This is a genomic window from Streptomyces atriruber (assembly GCF_001418325.1).
GTDB lineage: Bacteria > Actinomycetota > Actinomycetes > Streptomycetales > Streptomycetaceae > Streptomyces > Streptomyces atriruber.
Window position 1 is genome coordinate 1 of sequence record NZ_LIPN01000658.1, and the last position, 1,576, is coordinate 1,576.

General features: G+C 77.8%; 1 protein-coding gene. It reads right to left on the minus strand.

All coding sequences use genetic code 11. The annotated features are described in order from the left end of the window. Nucleotides 1-1,576: SAV_2336 N-terminal domain-related protein (locus tag AOK03_RS39785; RefSeq protein ID WP_279616372.1), on the minus strand; the 1,576-nt coding region annotated here is incomplete at both ends.

Consider the following 1,576-nt stretch of genomic DNA (forward strand, 5'->3'; position numbering starts at 1 on the left):
CGCGCCGGGCCGCCGCGGGAAGCCGCGACCGCCGCCTCCAACAGGTCGACCGCACGGTCGAGTTCACGCGCCTGCCGCTGCTGCGCGTACCGTTCGCGGGCCGCCCGGGCCGCCGCCCGCAGCGCCGCCGCGTCGCCGTCCTCGGGGTCCTGCCCGTCCTCGGGCCGCCCCTTCGGCAGGAACCGCCGCAGCACCTCCCCGGACACCTCGGCGAACGCCCGGAGCCCGGGGTGGTCGGTGTCGGGGCCGGTGCCCGCGGGCTGCACGGGCTCGCCCGCGTCGCCGAGGAGGGCGACCGCCGTGGCGGGGAAGTTGTGCACGCTTCGGCCGAACCGCCGCTCCAGGTAGTCCGAGCAGTGCTTCTGCAGCAGTCGCGCGTCGTCCTGCGCGAGGTGCCCGATGAGCTCCTCCTCGACGCCGTCCAGGAACTGGTAGGCGAGCACCTCGGGGTCGTCGGCCCGCTCACTGCGCTTCAGGAGCCCACCGAGCAGCACCTCCGCGAGGACCTCGGGACCGCTGCCCGCCAGCATGGCGCGCTGCACGAGCTGCATCACCGGCAGGATCGTCGGCACCGCCGACAGATACACGGCGAGCTGCCAGGCCGCGGGCGACGCCGAGCGCCGGAACGCCCGCACCCGCTCCGCCCCGCCGACCTCCTGCCGGGCCCGCACGGGCGCCGAGGACGGCCCGTGCTCGGCCTCGGCCAGACCCGCCGCCGCCTCCAGGGACTGGCCGGTCGCGCCCGACACCAGGCGGGCCCAGCCCTCGACGGAGGACCGGCGCAGGGCGAGCACCGGCACGGGGATGTGCCGCCGCCGTCGGGCGGCGGGGACGCCGCCCGCGGGTTCGAACTCCAGGTGCCCTGCGGGCCCTTCCCACCGGTGCAGACGTCCGCGGCTCGCGGGCAGGTGCGTACGCCGCCACATCCGCTGGGGCAGCGGCTGCACCACGGCGACCGGCGCGAGCGAGCCCCACCGGTACAGGAGCCGCTGCATCCGTCCCGCGCGCCACATCGGCCCCGCGCAGTCGCTGAGGACGAGGGTGAGGCGGCTGCCCGTGGGGTCGCTCAGGCGTCCGGGGTCCTGGAGGGCGGCGCCCGGTCGGGCCGTCGCCGCGTACCCGGGGCGTCCCTCGTCGCTCTCGTGCAGGAACTGCACCTGCACCTCGCGGAACGCCCCGGACCGCTCGCACACGTGGCGCAGTTCGCCGAGTGCCTGCTCCCACACGACCGTCGAGGTCGACAGGTCCATCACGAGCAGGAGCCGGGCCTCGCGCCGCCGCGCGTGCCGCAGCACGGGGACGACGAGGCCGGTGTCGGCGGCCCGCTCGGCCGTGGCCGGTTCGTCGAGGTCGCGGGGCACGGGACGCACCGGCGGCCGGTACCGCTGCAGGGGCCGCAGCGCGCGCTGCAGGGCGAGCGGGTCGGGCAGCACGGCGGCGGCGGGCACTTGCACGGGGACGCCGCCGGGCCGTTCGGGGCCGCCGCCGTCCTCGACGGGCACGACGAGGCGGGCCCGGGGCGCGAGCCTGGGCGGCGTGCGCGGTGCGGGGGCGGGCCTGGCTCTTATACACATGT